The organism is Stenotrophomonas sp. a6 (genome assembly GCF_030913325.1).
GTDB classification, from domain to species: Bacteria; Pseudomonadota; Gammaproteobacteria; order Xanthomonadales; family Xanthomonadaceae; genus Stenotrophomonas; species Stenotrophomonas maltophilia.
Genome location: NZ_CP133161.1, coordinates 2,200,139 through 2,215,286 on the forward strand (window position 1 = coordinate 2,200,139; position 15,148 = coordinate 2,215,286).

The 15,148-nt window shown below is 66.8% G+C and carries 17 protein-coding genes; 5 read left to right on the forward strand and 12 right to left on the reverse strand.

Annotated elements, in window-relative coordinates:
- The first annotated feature begins 36 nt into the window (after window positions 1-36).
- On the forward strand, window positions 37-309 hold the full coding sequence (locus tag Q9Q79_RS10195; RefSeq protein WP_005409616.1) for a hypothetical protein: 273 nt from the start codon (window positions 37-39) through the stop codon (window positions 307-309).
- A gap of 110 nt (window positions 310-419) precedes the next feature.
- A complete protein-coding gene (locus tag Q9Q79_RS10200; RefSeq protein ID WP_005409617.1) occupies window positions 420-1,175 on the forward strand; it encodes a SapC family protein in 756 nt (251 codons plus the stop codon).
- Here the strand turns inward: Q9Q79_RS10200 and Q9Q79_RS10205 are convergent, their stop codons facing one another.
- The 12 genes from Q9Q79_RS10205 to Q9Q79_RS10260 form a co-directional block, all read right to left on the reverse strand.
- Entirely contained in the window at window positions 1,176-3,482 is a 2,307-nt protein-coding gene (locus Q9Q79_RS10205; protein ID WP_201862071.1) for an ATP-binding protein, read from the reverse strand.
- Window positions 3,483-3,484: 2 nt separating this feature from the next.
- A complete protein-coding gene (locus Q9Q79_RS10210) occupies window positions 3,485-4,342 on the reverse strand; it encodes a response regulator transcription factor (RefSeq protein WP_229302581.1) in 858 nt (285 codons plus the stop codon).
- Between the two features lie 30 nt (window positions 4,343-4,372).
- Window positions 4,373-4,921: a GNAT family N-acetyltransferase gene (locus tag Q9Q79_RS10215; protein WP_224481980.1), complete on the reverse strand. Its 549-nt coding sequence runs from the start codon at window positions 4,919-4,921 to the stop codon at window positions 4,373-4,375.
- A gap of 54 nt (window positions 4,922-4,975) precedes the next feature.
- Window positions 4,976-5,509: a lipocalin family protein gene (locus tag Q9Q79_RS10220; RefSeq protein ID WP_049397265.1), complete on the reverse strand. Its 534-nt coding sequence runs from the start codon at window positions 5,507-5,509 to the stop codon at window positions 4,976-4,978.
- An 8-nt stretch (window positions 5,510-5,517) separates the two neighbouring features.
- Window positions 5,518-6,591, reverse strand: coding sequence for a cyclopropane-fatty-acyl-phospholipid synthase family protein (locus tag Q9Q79_RS10225; RefSeq protein WP_049397267.1), 1,074 nt, complete (start codon window positions 6,589-6,591; stop codon window positions 5,518-5,520).
- Window positions 6,588-7,373, reverse strand: a complete 786-nt coding sequence (locus Q9Q79_RS10230) for a DUF1295 domain-containing protein (protein ID WP_012480154.1) — start codon at window positions 7,371-7,373, stop codon at window positions 6,588-6,590. Before Q9Q79_RS10230 ends, Q9Q79_RS10225 begins: the two co-directional genes overlap by 4 nt.
- Window positions 7,370-7,915 (reverse strand): DUF2878 domain-containing protein, encoded by a 546-nt coding sequence (locus tag Q9Q79_RS10235; protein WP_099473148.1) that lies wholly within the window; start codon window positions 7,913-7,915, stop codon window positions 7,370-7,372. The genes Q9Q79_RS10230 and Q9Q79_RS10235 overlap by 4 nt, the downstream gene beginning before the upstream one ends.
- A 1-nt stretch (window position 7,916) precedes the next feature.
- The gene (locus Q9Q79_RS10240) at window positions 7,917-9,176 is read right to left on the reverse strand and encodes a cyclopropane-fatty-acyl-phospholipid synthase family protein (protein ID WP_012480156.1); all 1,260 of its coding nucleotides are present in this window, start codon (window positions 9,174-9,176) and stop codon (window positions 7,917-7,919) included.
- Window positions 9,173-9,940: a DUF1365 domain-containing protein gene (locus Q9Q79_RS10245; RefSeq protein WP_012480157.1), complete on the reverse strand. Its 768-nt coding sequence runs from the start codon at window positions 9,938-9,940 to the stop codon at window positions 9,173-9,175. Before Q9Q79_RS10245 ends, Q9Q79_RS10240 begins: the two co-directional genes overlap by 4 nt.
- A complete protein-coding gene (locus Q9Q79_RS10250; protein WP_012480158.1) occupies window positions 9,937-11,214 on the reverse strand; it encodes an FAD-dependent oxidoreductase in 1,278 nt (425 codons plus the stop codon). Before Q9Q79_RS10250 ends, Q9Q79_RS10245 begins: the two co-directional genes overlap by 4 nt.
- 1 nt (window position 11,215) lies before the next feature.
- Window positions 11,216-12,166 carry an acyl-CoA desaturase gene (locus tag Q9Q79_RS10255; RefSeq protein ID WP_043033535.1) on the reverse strand — a complete coding sequence of 317 codons (951 nt, stop codon included), beginning with the start codon at window positions 12,164-12,166 and terminating at the stop codon, window positions 11,216-11,218.
- 80 nt (window positions 12,167-12,246) lie between these two features.
- Window positions 12,247-13,014 carry a hypothetical protein gene (locus Q9Q79_RS10260; protein ID WP_049397277.1) on the reverse strand — a complete coding sequence of 256 codons (768 nt, stop codon included), beginning with the start codon at window positions 13,012-13,014 and terminating at the stop codon, window positions 12,247-12,249.
- A 134-nt stretch (window positions 13,015-13,148) separates the two neighbouring features.
- Here Q9Q79_RS10260 and Q9Q79_RS10265 point away from each other — a divergent pair, with 134 nt between their 5' ends.
- From Q9Q79_RS10265 to Q9Q79_RS10275, 3 genes are read left to right on the forward strand one after another with little or no spacing between them, the layout of a single operon-like run.
- Window positions 13,149-13,772 carry a sigma-70 family RNA polymerase sigma factor gene (locus Q9Q79_RS10265; protein ID WP_201862052.1) on the forward strand — a complete coding sequence of 208 codons (624 nt, stop codon included), beginning with the start codon at window positions 13,149-13,151 and terminating at the stop codon, window positions 13,770-13,772.
- Window positions 13,769-14,443: a ChrR family anti-sigma-E factor gene (locus Q9Q79_RS10270; RefSeq protein ID WP_049397282.1), complete on the forward strand. Its 675-nt coding sequence runs from the start codon at window positions 13,769-13,771 to the stop codon at window positions 14,441-14,443. The genes Q9Q79_RS10265 and Q9Q79_RS10270 overlap by 4 nt, the downstream gene beginning before the upstream one ends.
- A gap of 11 nt (window positions 14,444-14,454) precedes the next feature.
- On the forward strand, window positions 14,455-15,147 hold the full coding sequence (locus tag Q9Q79_RS10275) for an oxidoreductase (RefSeq protein WP_032963797.1): 693 nt from the start codon (window positions 14,455-14,457) through the stop codon (window positions 15,145-15,147).
- Window position 15,148 lies beyond the last annotated feature (1 nt).

Below are 15,148 nucleotides of genomic sequence, written 5' to 3' on the forward strand. Positions count from 1 at the left end.
CACCCCCCGTTGCTCGCCGCCGCCCGCACCCTTCTCATGCGTGATGACAAAGACCCCGGAACCCTGGAGCTGACCCTGCCGCGAAAGCGCGGCCGTCCGCCCAAGTTCGGGTACGCCATGAGTGACGCGCAACGGGCCGCGCGCTACCGCGCGCGCCGGGCAGGGCAGGCCAACCACGCGGATGTGCGGTCCTGTTCGGACATGGTGCTGCTGGACAAGATCCGCGCGGCGGTCAGCGCGCGTGACACCGAACTGGCCGGTTTCCTGGTCCATGTGCTCTGGCAGCGCTACCCCCTGCAGCTGAAATAGGCCGACGATGGGGTGGCCGTTGTCATCGAGCTTGTTGATAATGCGGGATTCAGGTTGTTCCCGCTGGCGCGCCCGGGATGGCAGGCGCGCATGATCGAACGGTTCCCAAGATGACCACCACCAGCGACACCACCACCGAAGCGGCGCCGAGCAACGCCCCCCTGTTCTACACCCGTCCGGTGCCGCTGCAGGCCGATGTGCACGCCGACCTGCGCATCCTGCCGGGCAGGCTCGAGTTTGCCGCGGGCAACAACGCCATTCCGCTGGTGCTCGGCGAGTTCTCGCTGGCGCTGCACCACTTCCCGATCCTCTTCGCTGGCCCGACCGCAGTGCCGATGGCTGCCGTTGGCGTATCCGACCAGAACCTGTTCATCAAGGATGGCCTGTGGGAAGACGAGGCCTATATCCCGGCCTACCTGCGTCGCCACCCCTTCATCTTCATCGACACCGGCTCGGACAATGATTTCCTGCTGGGCATCGACGAAGAGAGCTCGCGCGTGGTCAAGGGCGGTGACGAAGGCCAGCCGCTGTTCGTCGATGGCAAGGCCACCGACATGGTGCAGCAGGCGCTGGAGTTCTGTGGCCAGTTCACCCGTGAGCACGAACAGACCCAGGCCTTCTCCAAGGCCCTGATCGACAACGGCCTGCTGGTCGAGCGCAACGCCACCGTGCGTACCCCGGATGGCCGTGAATTCAACCTCAATGGTTTCCAGGTCGTCGACGTCGAGAAGTTCGTCGCGCTGCCGGAAGCCACTGTGATCGAGTGGCATCGCAGTGGTTGGCTGGCGCTGATCCACCAGCATCTGATGTCGCTGGGTCGCTTCAACGACCTGACCCGTCGCCAGGTCGAGCGTCTGGCGGCCTGATCAGGCCCCGGGCATGGCTTCCGCAGCGCGGGAGCCATGCCATTGCTGAAGGACGCGCAACAGGCGTCGCGCATCGGCCCAGTCGGGTGTGGCGTCGCGACCCAGCTCCCACAGGTCGCCCGCCGTGTCCGCCTCTGCGGCAGCCCCGTATATCTGCAGGGCCCCCTGAAGCCGATGCGCGTGATGGCATAGGTCAGTGGCACTGGCGTCATCGATGGCCTGTTCGATCCGCAGCAGCTCGTGGCCGATGTCCGTGATGTAGTCGGGGTCACCTGCGGCTGTGCCCGTTGCGATGGCCTGTCCGGTCGCCGGCAGCTCCAGCGCCCGCAGCAGTGACTCAAGCTGTAGTGGCTTGGTCAGGGTGGCGTCGAACCCTGCTTTCCGGCAGCGCGCCACATGCCGACGATCACGGCGTGCCGACAGCGCGATCAGTCGCAGCGGGGCGCGCGCCTGCCTGCGCAACTGCATGGCCAGCGCATAGCCATCCATGTCCCCGAGCCCGATGTCGAGCAGGATCACGCTGCGCGGTCTCACGGCCTGCTCGGCAAGCGCGCTGGCGGCGTCGCCAGACGCGTGTACATCGGCACCCAGGCGGCGCAGCTGCTCGCTGATGACCCGGCGATTGAGGGCATGGTCCTCCACCAGCAGCAGCTCAAGCCCGCCCAGCGGCGTTCCCGCGCCGGCGGTGGCGGCTGACGTGACCTTGGCCTTGGCCGGGCGTACCGGCAGGCGCAGGGTGAAGCGACTGCCGCGCCCGGGGACGCTGTGTACTGACAGGTTGCCGCCCATTGCGCGGGCAAGCGCATGCGCGATCATCAGTCCCAATCCGCTGCCTCCGCGCTCCTTGCCGTCTTCGCCCTGCTGGAATGGCTGGAACAGCACGGTGAGTTGCTCTGCAGTGATGCCGATTCCGCTGTCGATCACATCCAGCATGAGCTCACGAGGGTGGTTGCCTGGCGTCAGTTGAAGGCGCAGCTCGATGCCGCCGACGTCGGTGAACTTGAGTGCGTTTCCCAGCAGGTTGTCGATGATCCGGCGCAGTCCTTCCGGATCGATGGCGACAATGGGGCAGGGCTCGGGGAGGCAGTCGAAGCGAAGCGCCAGCCCGCGCTGCCGAGCCTGGGGACGAATTGCATCCAGCGATTGGCGGCAGAGTCGTGCAATGTCGCAAGGTTCTACGTGCGGCTTGAAGGTGCCGCTGGCCAGGCGTGAGAACTCCAGCGAGCGGTTGAGCAGGTTGCGCAGCGAGGAGCCCGCGGCATGTGCAGCCGCCAGCGCTTCTCGCTGCCCCATGGGCGCCGACGGCTGGCTGAGCAGGTCGATCGAGGCAAGGACTGCCTGGGCCGAATTGCGCACCTCGTGGCTCAACATGCCAATCGCGCGGGCGCGGGCACGGCCTTCAGCACGCAGGCGCCTGTGCCAGGCATGCCACAGGAACGGGGCGACTGCCAATGCGGCAGCCAGGGCCGGCAGCCACTGCGGGGGCAGCTGACGCATCCAGTCCAGGACGTGCTCCAGCGAGGCGGGGGCCGCCTGTTGGGCCCATAGCTGCAACAGGCCGGCATGTTCCTCCAGCGTAATGTCGTGCAATGCCCGCTCGATGCGCTCCAGCAGCTGGCGATCTTCGTGGCGCGCAAGCAGGTGCAGGTCGGTGGAGAAATCGCTGTCGAAAGGCTGCAGGTGCAGGTGCCCGGCGAAATGCCGACGGATCAGGGGCCGCAGGGTCGTTTCCAGGCCGATTGCCAGATCGGCGGTGCCGTTTTCAACAGCTGCCAGCGTGGCGTGCCGATCGGCCAGGTGTAGCAGGCGGACGTGCGGATGGCGCGCGGCCAGCCATTCCGCATACGGCCCCCCTTCGAGCACGGCCAGGACCTGGTGGTCCAGCTCCGTGATATCGCGTGGCAGGCGTTCGCCGCTGCGGCCGGCGAGCATCGTCTTGCCACCGCGGAACGTGCTGGATGCCACCAGGCCGGGGCAGGGTGGCTGCAGGTGGTTGCCAATCACCAGTACCAGATCCGCTTCGCGTCTGCAGACGGCAGCCACCGATGCGCCGGTGCTGGGATGCTGGTGCTCCTGGAACTGCAGCTGCGAACGCCGTGCAACCAGATTGGCGTAGCCATGGGCCAGGCTTGGCAACGTCGTGCCGCCAGCGAGTGCAGCGGGTACCGGGTGCAGCGACGGCGTGGTCGCTACCCGGACTTCGCGCCCCGGCCCCCATTCAAGTGATGACGCATCCTCGGCCGACGCGGCGGGAAGCAGGATGAGCGCCAACAGCAGGAGGGCGGATGTACGCATTCGATCGCGCATCTTCACGGTGATTCCAGCTGCTGCCGCATGGCGTAGATCTCGGCATCGTTGCGCAGCCTGAGCTTGCGCAGGGCGGCAACCTTCTGTGTGCTGACGGTCTTGATGCTGCGATGGCGGCGGAGCGCGATTTCCGAAACGGTCAGGCCCGCCAGCAGGAGCTCCAGTACTTCGCGCTCGTTGCGGCTGAGCTCTTCGCAGTCTCCCGGCAGCGTGCAGTCGGGTGGCAGTCGCGGAAGGCCCTGCGATACGCGCACGATCGCGTCCGAGAGCATCGGCAGTGGTTCGGCCTTGCTGACCACGCCACCGACACCCGTGGCGATGAGCTGGTTGATGTGGATCGAGGGTGAAAGGGTCGCAAAAGCGAGCAGGGTGACGCGAGGAAAGTGCTCGCGCAGCAGCGGGGTCAGCTCGGACGCGCTGCGATCATCGCGGGCCAGGGTCAGATCGATGATCGCGACATCCACCCGCATCTGCTGGAGGCTGTCGATGAGTTCGTCGCTGCGGGCGTGGCTGGCGACGATACGGAAGCGGGCGTCGCGGGAGAGGTGCAGGGCAGTGCCGCGACGGACGACTTCGTGGTCGTCCAGTAGTGCCAGTCGCAGCGGGCGCGGGGCAGGAAGTCCATTCATGCGCAGGGAGGTGATCGGCGCCCATGGGGCGTGATGACCATTCTGGCGCTGCTGTCGCGGCGAACATCGAAAATGCTTGATTTTTGCGATTATTCCTAAGAATCGATGCGCTTTATCCATCGATTCGGGGCTATCCATTGGCGGGATGGATTGCCAGGGCGGAAACAAGCCGTTTCCGCAAGCGTGATGGCGCTTGGCGTGGATGTCATCGGGAAGCTTCCGGTGCGGCATGCCACCGATCCGCACCGGCCGGGATCGACTTCAGGGCGTTCGCCCCTCGTCGCGCAGGCTGCGTGCCATCTCGCTGGTTCCGGCCCAGCCAAGGTCGGCGTACAGCGGCTTCCCTTGCGCGGTGGCATGCAGGACCGCGTAGGTGGCGCCACGCTCGGCGAAGGCGTGGTCTGCCAGGACCATCAGCTTCCGGGCGATGCCCCGGCGGCGGTACTCCGGTTCCACATACACGTTGAGGACGTAGCCGCGGCAGCCCTGTTCCGGATGGGCAGGGTGGGGTGGCCAGTCGATCAGCATCAGGCCAATGCCGGCGATGGTTCTGCCCTGGTCTGCAAGAACATGGCCGAAGTACTCGCCCGAGGCCAGGCGCGGCGCCAGCCAGGCACGGAAAGGAGCCGCCATCGCCCGCAGGACCTCCTCGGTCCGCCCACTCTCGCGGAACATGGCTTCGCGGTGGGCACAGATCACATCCAGGTCGCTCGCACGGATCTGCCGCACTTCAAGCCCGTTCCATGTCGCTTCTGCGTGGCTGCCCATCGTGCTGATCCCCGGCTCAGGTCTGTCCGGGAATTCTGGCATCCTCTGCCGGGTGATGCATGACGCAGGGCGCAATCGGGTCGTTGTTGCCACGCACTACCGGATGGATTGCGGCACGCGCCGCAGCCGGCGGATGTCGTAGCCCATTTCGGCGATGCGCTGCACGGCTTTCTGGTAGTCGCCGTCGGACACCTGCGGCGTACGCGCCATGTACCAGACATAGTCGCGCTTGCTGCGCGCCACGATGGTCTGGCGGTAGTCGTCATCCCGCCAGGCGATCACGTACTCGGCCTGGATCGGCCAGATGAACTGCATGCCCCAGATCGCGCCATTGCCTTCCTTCTCGACACGGCCGACGGGGTGCATCGACTTCTGCGGCGCATCGAAGCTGCCCTTGCGATAGGTGAAGGTGGTCTGGATGCGCCCGTCGGGCTTCAAGGCATAACTTTCCACCGCATCGTAGGCATCGCGTTCGGGCCAGGACGGAATATGGGCGATCACGTACCAGTCGCCCATGAAGCGTGGCACATCCACCGACGGCGCACGCGGAAGCGGCCGGGTGTCGCTGGAGGAGCAGCCTGAGCCGAACAGGCCGACTGCGATCAGCGGAAGCAGCGAGAACATGCGCATGGGGCACCTCAGCGGGGTCGGAACAGATAGTGGGCGACCAGCCACTGCTGGCCGTCGTCGTAGCCGAACAGTTCGGCACATGCCATCCAGAACATCCGCCAGCGCTGCCACCAGACCTTCGCTGCAGCCTGGCCGTAGGTGGCGATCAGCACCGGCATCACCTGCTCGCGGGCGGCATCCTGGTTGGCCAGCCAGTGGTCGGCCGTGCGCTGATAGTGGGTGCCGTCCAGCAACCAGCGTTGATCCAGGCTCAGGTCGCGCTGGAAATGCAGCAGCGTGTCGGCGGCCGGCATCAGGCCGCCGGTGAAGAAGTGGCGGCCCATCCAGTTGTCGCCACCCTCGGTCTCGAACGGATACATCAGTGTGCGATGGGCGAAGATGTGCACGAACAACGCGCCATCCGGTTTCAGCCACCGTGCGATGCCTGCCAGCAGGCGCTCGTAGTTGCGTACGTGCTCGAACATCTCCACCGAGACACACCGGTCGAACCGGGCTGTCGGCAGATCAAGTTGGTTGACGTCACAGGTCAGCACCTTGACGTTGTCCAGGCCGCGCGCCTGGCACTGCGCCATGATGTGCTGGCGTTGGCTGTGCGAGTTGGAGACGGCAGTGATATGCGCCTGCGGGTAGCGTTCGGCCATCCACAGGGTCAATGAGCCCCAGCCGCAGCCCAGCTCAAGAATCTGCTGGCCATCGGCCAGTCCGGCGCGCTGGCCGTACAGTTCCAGCATGGCGTCCTCCGCCTGGTCCAACGTTTCGCGCCCGGTGGGGTAGTAGCAGCTGCTGTACTTCAGTCGCTTGCCCAGGCAGGCCTGGAAGAAGGCTGCCGGCACTTCATAGTGTTGGCGGTTGGCTGCGTCGGTATGCAACGCGAGCGGGCTGTCGGCCAGCTCGACGATGCGCCGGCTGAAGCGTGCCGATTGGCCTTCGATGCCACCCTCGCTTTCTTCATGCAGGCGCTGCGCGCACAAGCGGCGGATGCCCGCACGCAGCGCCGCATCGGGGATCAGCCCGCGTTCGGCCCAGGCGATCAACCCGGTTTCCGCATCTTCGGCTGGGTTCAGTGACGGGATCGCGCTCATGCGGAATGCTCCTTGGAAGAACGGGGAAACCAGGGAAAGAACATCGGTGTACTGCGCTGGTAGGCGCGATAGTCGTCGCCGCGGCTGCGCAGCGCCTGTTTCTCGGTGAATGGAACGCCGCTCAGATAGCGCAGGAACACGTACATCAGCAGCGGGCCGGCCCAGGCCAGCCACCACAGTGGCGAGCCGACCGCGAGCAGGACATAAGTGAACCAGTGCAGCCACTCGAAGAAGTAGTTGGGGTGGCGGGAATAGCGCCAGAGCCCGGCGCGGCAGGTGCGGCCCCTGTTCGCCGGGTCGGCGCGGAAGCGGGCCAACTGGCGGTCGGCCAGGCTTTCGCCGCCGACGCTCAGCAGCCAGGCCAGCGCTGCGGCCACCACCCACAGGGTCAGGTCGGCCCGAGGGTTGGCAGCCACCGCCACGAAGGGCAGGGCGAACAGGAGGATCAGCAGCGCCTGCGCCATGAAGAAGCCGAAGATCTTGCCCTGGTGGCCGTGCCAGTATTGGCGCAGGTAGCGGTAGCGTCCGTCCTCTTCTTCGTGACGGACCCGGTGCCACAGATGCAGGGCGAGTCGACTGCCCCACAAGCCGCCGAGCACGCCCAGCGCGATCCGCGGCATCACCGCACCGTCGCCCAGCAGCGCCAGCAACAGCGCCGAGGCGCCCACGCCCTTTGCCCAGAGCACATCGACCACGCCGATGTTGTGGTGGCGGCGCTGCCAGGCCCAGCCCCAGCTCATCACCAGTACGGCGTACAGCAGGACCCACATCAGATTGATCATGACGACGCTCCTGCGAAGGGCGGCTGCGGGATGTGCATGCCGCGACGGGCGGTCCGGCACAGCAGGGAAAGCGCAATGCTCCAGCCCGCGCCCAGCACCAGCAGTCCTGGCCATACGGGATCTGCGAACCGCACTGCGTCGAAACCGCGTGCGGCAGACAGATAGGCCAGCGGTGCCAGCAGCAGGCCGAACAGGGCCGGCAGGGCCGGGTGGTGCTGCAGGAAGCGCATCGACGTGGTCAGCGTCATCGCGAACGCCGCCCACAACGCCATGATCCACGGCGGTGGCGCCCAACCCAGTGGGGCCGCCGCGTAGCGCACCGTGCCGCTGGCGGCGGCACTGGCGTCGACCAGCCATGCGCAGGCCAGTGCCAACATCAACAGCCGCAGATCCAGCCGGGGGCGCGGTGAGGTCAACAGCTGGCTGCCGATGTAGAGCGAAGCGGCCAGTAGCGCGGGCCACTGCCAGCCGCGGCCCGCGCCGGCCACGGCACACAGCCAGACCAGCTGGTTGCCGAGCAGATTGGCCCAGAAGCGATGCATGTCAGTGGCTGTCGGTCGCAGCGAAAATGGGCCGGTGGTCCGGACGGGCCAGCAGCAGATGCGAGACGCCGATCGAACGTTCCAGGAAGCCACCCTCGCAATAGGCCAGGTAGAATTCCCACAGCCGGCAGAAGCGCGCGTCAAAACCCTGCGCCTGCACTGCCGGCAGCTGGGCCAGGAAACGTTGGCGCCAGGCGCGAAGGGTCAATGCGTAGGAGTGGCCGAAATCCTGCTGGGCGATCAGCTGCAGGTCGCTGGATCGGCTCTTGGCGGCCATGATCGCGTTGATCGATGGGATGAAGCTGCCCGGGAACACATAGCGCTTGATGTAATCGACGCTGCGCCGGGCCTGTTCGTAGCGGTGGTCCTCGATGGTGATGGCCTGCAGCAGGGCAACGCCATCAGGCTTGAGCAGGCGCTGCAGCGTGGCCATGTAGGTGTCCAGGTATTCGGCGCCGATCGCTTCGATCATCTCGATCGACACCAGCTTGTCGAACTGGCCCTGCAGGTCGCGGTAGTCCTGCATCAGCAGCGTGACCTGGTCCTGCAGGCCCGCCTCCCGTACGCGCCGGGCGGCCAGCGCATGCTGTTCTGCAGAGATGGTGGTGGTCGTGACATGGCAGCCATAGTGCCGGGCGGCATGGACCGCGAAACCACCCCAGCCGGTGCCGATTTCCACCACGCGGTCGCCGGGTTTGAGCTGCAGCTGCTGGCAGATGCGGTCCAGCTTGCGCCGCGAGGCCGATTCGAGTGGTTCGGACTCACTGGCGAACAACGCCGACGAGTACATCAGGTCCGGCGACAGGAACAGGGCAAAGAAATCGTTGCCCAGGTCATAGTGCGCGGCGATGTTGCGGCGGCTGCCCTCACGGCTGTTCCGGCGCAGGCGGTTCCAGCCCCGCAGCAGCCAGCCACCCACGCGGGCCGGGCCACGCTCCATGCCGTCCAGCAGGTCGCGATTGCGTACCAACAGCCGGATCAGTGCCACCAGATCATCACAGTGCCATTCGCCCTGGATGTAGCTTTCACCTGCGCCCACACTGCCTTGCGCTGCAACCTTGCGATAGAACCCCGGGTCATCGATGGTGACGGTGACATGCAGTTCGCCACAGGCATCGCCCAGCCAGACCTCGCCCAATGCGTCACGTACGCACAGGCGACCGTCGCGCATGGGGGCAAGCTGGGCCAGCAGGCGGCGGCGCAGGAACGCATCCAGGGCGCCGGGGCGCGGCAGGGCGACCAGAGGGGTCATCGAGTTCATCGTGGTTTCTCGGCAAGAGCAGGGTGGTCGTGCACGGGGTTGCGTTTCATCCACAGCCGAAGTGCATGCCAGTGGATGGCGGCCACCACCTGGGTGGTCATCAGCGGATAGCAGGCCAGCACCCGGGCCAGCCCGCGGCCGTTCAAGGCATGTCGCTGCATGGCCTGGGTCGCATCAAACTGGCGCACCCCGTCGCGCCAGACCTGCATGTGCACGCGCAGGTCCTGGTCCGGTCGGTTGAAGCGCCAGTCGTAGCGGCAATCCATCGGCATGAACGGCGAGACATGGAAGCGCTTGTCGAACTGCCAACGCAATGACGCCCCTTCGTGGAGCGCCGTGGCAACCGGCAGCACATAGGCGTGCCGTTCCTTCCAGGGGGTATTGGTGATCTCGGCCACGATGCAGTCCAGCGTGCTGCCGTCGGCCTGGTAGCAGTAGTAGAAGCTGACCGGGTTGAAGACATGCCCGGCGAAGCGGAGATGGGTGAGCAGGCGCACCGGACCGGTTGGCCGGTAGCCAAGCGTGCCCGCAGCGTGGTCGCGCACCGCATCGGCCAGCGGCCGGGCGGGATCACCGAAGTAGTCGCTGCGGCGGAACTCGGCCAGGTTGCGGCGATTGACCGACCACAACCAGCGCCCGGCGAACACCGTGTCGAGTTCATCCAGGTCGAGCAGCAGCTGCGCGATGGGGTAACGGAATGCATGCGGATGCGGATGATGCCGGCGATGCATCACCTGCCCGATGTAGAGCGCGCTGGCACTCATGCCGCCACCTCATCCGAGGCGGATACGTTCCGATGCGGAGCGCAGGCCTGCAGGGCATCGACCACGTGGCGGGCACTGCGGATGCCATCCTCGTGGAATCCCCAGCCCCAATAGGCGCCTGCAAACCATGTGTGGCGGCGGCCCTGCAGTTCCGCCCAGCGCTGCTGTGCGCGCACTGCAGCGTGGTCGTGTACCGGGTGCGCGTAATGCAGGGTCCGCAGCACCTTGGCCGGATCGATTGCCTCGCTGCGGTTGAGGGTCACTACCAGGGGGATGTCGCCCGGCAGGCCCTGCAGCAGGTTCATGCAGTAGCTGACCGTGCAGGGCGCCGCGCGATCCTGTGGTACGTGCGCGTTCCAGGCCGCCCACGCCTTGCGGTTGCGCGGCAGCAACGACGCATCGGTATGCAGCACCGCTTCGTTGGACTGATAGCGGATGGCGCCGAGGACCTCACGCTCGACGGGATCTGCGTCGGCAAGCAACGCCAGTGCCTGGTCGCTGTGGCAGGCCAGGATCACTTCGTCGAAGGCCTCCACGCCGGCGCTGCTGTGCACGCGTGCACCCCAGGGCATGCGCTCGACCCTGCTGACCGGACATTGGAGCCGCTCATGCACGCGCCAGCGGCGACGCAGCGCATCCACGTAGCGCGTCGATCCCCCGCTGACCACCCGCCAGCTTGGCCGCCCGGTCATCTGCAGCATCTGGTGGTTGGCCATGAACTGGGCCAGGTAGCGCGCCGGGAACGCCTGCACGGTGGCCGTCGGCGAGGACCACAGCGCGGAGGCCATCGGCAGCAGGTGCTCGTCGATGAACGCCTCGCCATAGCGCTGGCTTCGCAGGTAATCACCGAGCGTGGGCCCGTCTTCTTCGGCCAGCAGCAACGGCGCGTCGCGATAGAACCGGCGCAGGTCGGCCAGCATGCCCCAGAAGCGCGGCGATACCAGGTTGCGGCGCTGGCAGAACAGCCCATCCAGCGAGGTGGCGTTGTACTCCACGCCGCTGCGCTCGCTGTGCATGGAGAAACTCATCGTGGTCGGTTGCGAGGCCACGCCCAACTCGTCGAACAGCGCCGACAGCAAGGGATAGTGCTGGGGGTTGAAGACGATGAAACCGGTATCCACCGCCATGCCTCGGCCCGCCACCTGCACGTCGTGGGTATGGGTGTGGCCGCCGAGGTAATCGTTGGCCTCGAACAGCGTGACGTCGTGCTGGCCATCCAGCCACCAGGCACTGGCCAGCCCCGCGATACCCGAGCCGATGACCGCGATGCGCATCTCAGTACCTCGCCTTGGCCAGAACCCACTCGGGGATGGGCTTGAGCCCTTTGACCAGGCCCAGCGCCGCCATCGCGCGCAGTCCGTACCAGGTCAGGTCCACCTCCCACCAGCGGAAGCCCTGGCGCACGGTGCCGGGGAAAAAGTGATGGTTGTTGTGCCAGCCCTCACCGAAGGTGAGCAGCGCCAGCCACAGGTTGTTGCGGCTGTCGTCGCGGGTCTCGAAGCGGCGGCGGCCGAAACGGTGGGCCAGCGAATTGATGGTGACGGTGGCGTGGAACAGCACGATGGTGGAGATGAAGAAGCCCCACACCAGCAATTGCGGGCCCGTGGTGTGCAGGCCGGGCGCCCAGCGTTCCAGTGCTGCACCCAATGCATACAGTCCGACGGCCAGAAGCACGGGAATGGCGGTATCGAAACGGTCGAGCCAGCGCAGTTCGGGGAAGCGCGCCAGGTCAGGTACCCGCGACAGATCGGTGGCGAATGCCTCGCGGGTGAGGAACCAGCCCATGTGGCTGCGCCAGAAGCCGCCTTCGCGCGGCGAATGCGGGTCCAGCGGCTGGTCGGCATGCCGATGGTGGTGGCGATGATGGGCAGCCCACCACAGCGGACCGCGTTGCACGCTGGAGGCGCCGATGACCGCGAACACGAACTGCACCGGACGCGATGCCTGGAAGGTGCGGTGCGAGAAGTAGCGGTGATAGAACGCCGTGATGGCGAACATGCGCACGGCGTAGAGCGCCGTGGCCACGACGACCGCCGTCCATGACACGCCCACCCAGATCACCGCGATGCAGGCCAGATGCATCAGTGCAAAGGGTACCGCGCGCACCCAGTCGATGCGTCCTGGCTGTTCGCCGGTGGTCTCTGTGGCGTTGCTGGTATCCACCCACCGCTGCAACGTACGCAGCAGGCGCCAGCGTCGACGGGGGAGGGGCGCTACAGAGGCCATGGCGGATCTCGGCGGGTGTCGTGTCTTCCTTTACGCAGCAGGGTGCGCAATGGATGCGCCACTTCGAACTGAATTTCGCTTCACCTGGGCGTCACGGCGCAACGCTCGGCCAGGGGCTGCGCCCACGCCTGTTGCCAGTCACCTGCCGGTCGCTCGGCAGCTGGCGACCGGAAGCGCACCGTCACCTGCGGATAAGTGCCGCGCGCATCGCGCAGGTTGCTGGTGCCGCGGAACTCCAGCAGGCGACGGTCGGCCGTGGCGTAGACCAGGGCCAGGCGCGGCGCGATGCCGCCGTACCAGGTGTCCAGGCTGACCTCGATGGCCTGGGCGTCGATGCCCTGCCAGCGTACCGGGCCGACGCGCCGCACCTGCACCGGGAAGTAGCGCTGGCGTGCAGGCACCAGGAACGGCAGTGTGATGCGTTCGCCGCGCAGCAGCGCCGGCCAGTGCAGGCGTACTGCGGCATCAAACCCCGCATCGATCACCGCGTCCGCCGGCTGTTCAAGCCGGCGCCTGCGCAGCTCACTGGCGGCATCCTCCTTCCATGCAATCGACACCGAGTCGCCAGCGGCGTCGACCTCGGCGGTCTGGCCGCTGCGGCGGTCCTCCAGCGAATATCCCCGCGCCTGCGGGCGGGCGCTGGCGGGCAGATGCTTGCGGGCGAAGGGTTGGCCATCCGGGCACTGGTACAGCACCCAGCGCTCGGCGCCCTCCGTTGCCTCGCGTCGCCAGTGCACTTCACGGTAGAGGAGGTCGCCCTGCGCGGAGGTGGCCACGCCCTCGCTCCGCAACCAGGGTGCCGCCAGCGCGGCTTGGGGCAGGCACAGCAGCAGCCAGGCAGTGCGCATGGGTCTTCATCCGGAAGAGGAGGGCCCAGGTCATACGGCGGGGGCGGCCGGTTGGATGCGTCGTGCCGTCTGCATCCAATTGCTGCCCCTGCGCGTACAGAGGACAGACCTTCACCCTCCCGCCGCGAACCCAGATGTACCCTGACGCCGCCAGCACACTCCTCAACTTCGATAGCGCACGCACCGTGTCCAGTTCCCAGCAGCCGAGCAGCGAGCCGATGAACTGGGCCGGTGACATGGACGGCGTGGCGCGCCTGCGCGACCGCGACTGTTTCATGCGGATCTATGACTACTTCATGCCGCGGCTGTGCGTGTACCTGCGTGGCCTGGGTGCACCCGACGGCGTCGCCGAGGAACTGGCCCAGGAATGCCTGCTGCGCCTGTGGCTGCGGGCAGCCGACTACGATGCAGCCCAAGGCGCCCTCAGTACGTGGCTGTACCGGATTGCGCGAAACCTGCATATCGATCGCATCCGTCGCGAGCGCAGCTGGATGCAGGTGCAGGCAGCGGTGGAGGACGCTGCCACACTGGATGTGATCGAGCGCAGCAGTGCCGAGCAGTTCGCCGACCAGGCACGTCTGCGCCAGCGCATCAACGAACTGCCCGCCGTACAGGCGCGGCTGGTGCGGATGTCCTATTTCGAGGCCAAGAGCCACAGCGAGATCGCAGAGGCGCTGGGCATGCCGCTGGGAACGGTCAAATCGCACCTGCGCCGCGCCTTCCTGCAGCTTCAGGCCAAAGTGGGAGGTGCGCTGTGAATCCGCACCACCATCTGCACGAATCGACCCTGATGAGCTATGCCGCCGGCGCGCTGCCGGCGCCGTTGAGCATCGTCGCCGGTGCCCATCTGGAGCAGTGCCCGCATTGCCGTCAGCGCCTGCGTGACGCCGAAGCGATCGGCTCGGTGCTGCTGGAGCAGACCCAACCACCTGCAGCGGAGACGCGACGCGAACAACTGCGCGAGGCAATGCTGATGCAGCTGGCCACGGAGGCGCCGGTGCCCATGGCTGGGGTCGCACGCCCCGTGCCGAAGGAGCGCCCCGAGGCCAATCCGGACCGTCTGCCTGCATCGCTGCATCCGTACTTCGGCGCCTCGCTCAGCGACCTGCGCTGGCGCTGGATGGCGCCGGGCGTGCACTGCATCCGTGCAGAGCAGATGCCTTCGCTGATCATGCTGAAGATCGCCCCGGGCAAATGCCTGCCCATGCACAGCCATGGCCGCAGCGAACTGACCCAGATCCTGCGGGGTTCGTACAACGATGCGCTGGGGCTGTTCGCGCCGGGCGACGTGGCAGATCTGGACGAAGACGTGGAGCATCAACCGGTGACCGCGCCCGGTGTCCCCTGCATCTGCGTGTCAGCGCTGGATGCGCCGCTGGTGTTCAGTGGCTGGCTGGCGCGGAAGATCCAGCGTTTCGTGAAACTCTAGCGGGGACGACGATGGCCGGGACGGGCGCATTACGGATTCTGTTGACCGGTGCCGCAGGCCTGGTCGGGCAGGGTGTGGCGTTGGCCTGCCAACGCTCACCACAGGTGTCCCGCCTGACAGCGCTGGTCCGCCATCCGGGAAGTCTGAGCGGCGCCGGCAGCGAACTGATCGTTCCGGACTTCCTGCGCATCCAGGACCGGTCGGATGAACTGGCCGGGTTCGATGCCTGCTTCTACTGTGCCGGGGCGCCACCTGTTGGCACGGCAGAGGCCGAGTACCGACGCGTGACCCTGGACACCACCCTGGCGGTGGCCCGTGCCTGGGCGGTTGCGAATCCCGAAGGGTGCTTTCTGTATGTATCCGGTGCCGGCGCGGACCCTCGGAGCCGGCTGATGCCGTTGAGGATCAAGGGCGAGACCGAGGTCGCATTGCAGGGCCTGCCGGTGCGCACCGTGATGCTGCGCCCGGGCGGTGTCAGGCCGGTCCCGGGCACCGGCACCCGTCATGCCCTGTTGAAGCCCCTGTACTGGGGCGGCGCGCCGTTGATGAAGCTGGCCAGCGCGATTGCGCCATCGCTGATGACCAGCAATCTGGCTCTCGGTCAGGCGATGATTGCACTGGCCGGCAGGGAGCATCCGCCGGCCACGGTGGAGTGCGCGGACATCAACCGGATCGCCGCTGGCGTAGTCGACCCGGCCTCCTGAG

Coding starts and splice junctions, on each gene's coding strand:
- Q9Q79_RS10275 (WP_032963797.1), top strand. CDS start 14,455: ATGGCCGGGACGGGCGCATTACGGATTCTGTTGACCGGTGCCGCAGGC.
- Q9Q79_RS10255 (WP_043033535.1), bottom strand. CDS start 12,166: ATGGCCTCTGTAGCGCCCCTCCCCCGTCGACGCTGGCGCCTGCTGCGT.
- Q9Q79_RS10225 (WP_049397267.1), bottom strand. CDS start 6,591: ATGAGCGCGATCCCGTCACTGAACCCAGCCGAAGATGCGGAAACCGGG.
- Q9Q79_RS10200 (WP_005409617.1), top strand. CDS start 420: ATGACCACCACCAGCGACACCACCACCGAAGCGGCGCCGAGCAACGCC.
- Q9Q79_RS10220 (WP_049397265.1), bottom strand. CDS start 5,509: ATGCGCATGTTCTCGCTGCTTCCGCTGATCGCAGTCGGCCTGTTCGGC.
- Q9Q79_RS10210 (WP_229302581.1), bottom strand. CDS start 4,342: ATGCCGCACCGGAAGCTTCCCGATGACATCCACGCCAAGCGCCATCAC.
- Q9Q79_RS10240 (WP_012480156.1), bottom strand. CDS start 9,176: ATGAACTCGATGACCCCTCTGGTCGCCCTGCCGCGCCCCGGCGCCCTG.
- Q9Q79_RS10230 (WP_012480154.1), bottom strand. CDS start 7,373: ATGATCAATCTGATGTGGGTCCTGCTGTACGCCGTACTGGTGATGAGC.
- Q9Q79_RS10205 (WP_201862071.1), bottom strand. CDS start 3,482: ATGCGCGATCGAATGCGTACATCCGCCCTCCTGCTGTTGGCGCTCATC.
- Q9Q79_RS10265 (WP_201862052.1), top strand. CDS start 13,149: ATGTACCCTGACGCCGCCAGCACACTCCTCAACTTCGATAGCGCACGC.
- Q9Q79_RS10215 (WP_224481980.1), bottom strand. CDS start 4,921: ATGCCAGAATTCCCGGACAGACCTGAGCCGGGGATCAGCACGATGGGC.
- Q9Q79_RS10250 (WP_012480158.1), bottom strand. CDS start 11,214: ATGCGCATCGCGGTCATCGGCTCGGGTATCGCGGGGCTGGCCAGTGCC.
- Q9Q79_RS10235 (WP_099473148.1), bottom strand. CDS start 7,915: ATGCATCGCTTCTGGGCCAATCTGCTCGGCAACCAGCTGGTCTGGCTG.
- Q9Q79_RS10245 (WP_012480157.1), bottom strand. CDS start 9,940: ATGAGTGCCAGCGCGCTCTACATCGGGCAGGTGATGCATCGCCGGCAT.
- Q9Q79_RS10260 (WP_049397277.1), bottom strand. CDS start 13,014: ATGCGCACTGCCTGGCTGCTGCTGTGCCTGCCCCAAGCCGCGCTGGCG.
- Q9Q79_RS10195 (WP_005409616.1), top strand. CDS start 37: ATGCGTGATGACAAAGACCCCGGAACCCTGGAGCTGACCCTGCCGCGA.